Source organism: Novosphingobium rosa NBRC 15208 (assembly GCF_001598555.1).
GTDB lineage: Bacteria > Pseudomonadota > Alphaproteobacteria > Sphingomonadales > Sphingomonadaceae > Novosphingobium > Novosphingobium rosa.
The window spans coordinates 1-823 of the sequence record NZ_BCZE01000184.1; the positions used below are offsets into that span (position 1 = coordinate 1).

The window sequence follows — 823 nt, forward strand, 5'->3', positions numbered from 1 at the left end:
GCCTCTCGGCTTCCCCTTCGCCATACATCTCGGCTGTGTCGATCAGCGTCATACCGAGGTCCATGCCTTCACGCAGAGCTGCGATTTCCTGGACGCGCAGATCGGGCTTTTCAGTCATCATCCAGGTGCCAAGGCCAAGGGCTGGCACGCTGGTGCCGTCGGGAAAGGAAATTGTCTTCATCCTCCCTCCAACGCCCGATCAGCATAATCGTTCTCGGGCCAGTTTACGCCGGTTGGTGGCAGAGGTGAAGTTGGATCGCCCTTGTAAGGATCGGCAAGAGGTGCGGCTCTGGGCGGTTGCCCGGGATGCTGCCGCGGGTGTGGGTTGTGCATGAAATGCGATGGTGGACCGGGCGTCAGGGAGAGCATTCGCTTTATCTCCTTTATCCCGAAATAGAAGGAGGTTATCCCAGCCCTGCACTTCCAAAGAAAGGCTTACCGCATGGCCAACGAACTTTCCGCGCTCGCGCTCACCCGCCTGGATGGTTCCAGCGACAGTCTGGCCCAGCACGCAGGCAAGGTGCTGTTGGTGGTCAACGTGGCCTCGCAATGCGGCCTGACGCCTCAGTATGAGGGGCTGGAAAAGCTCTACACGAGCTACCGCGAGCAGGGCTTCGAGGTGCTGGGCTTTCCGGCCAATGATTTCGGCAATCAGGAACCTGGTTCGGCTGAAGATATCGATCAGTTCTGCAAGGTGAATTACGGCGTCAGCTTCCCGCTGTTTGCCAAGGCGCCAGTGTCGGGAGAGGACAAGCAGCCGCTCTACGCTGCACTGACGGCGGCGAAGCCGGTTAAGCAGGGCCCGGTGGATGAGTTTCGCGAG

2 protein-coding genes are annotated in these 823 nt (G+C 59.7%); one reads left to right on the forward strand and one right to left on the reverse strand.

Going from position 1 to position 823, the window contains the following annotated elements; all coding sequences use genetic code 11:
• A partial coding sequence (locus SR3_RS30320) for an aldo/keto reductase (protein WP_174549217.1) occupies positions 1 to 181 on the reverse strand: 181 nt, incomplete at its 3' end.
• A 261-nt stretch (positions 182 to 442) separates the two neighbouring features.
• Between SR3_RS30320 and SR3_RS30325 the strand changes: the two genes are divergently transcribed.
• Positions 443 to 823 (forward strand): glutathione peroxidase (locus SR3_RS30325; protein WP_068095159.1); only part of this gene is annotated, 381 nt, incomplete at its 3' end.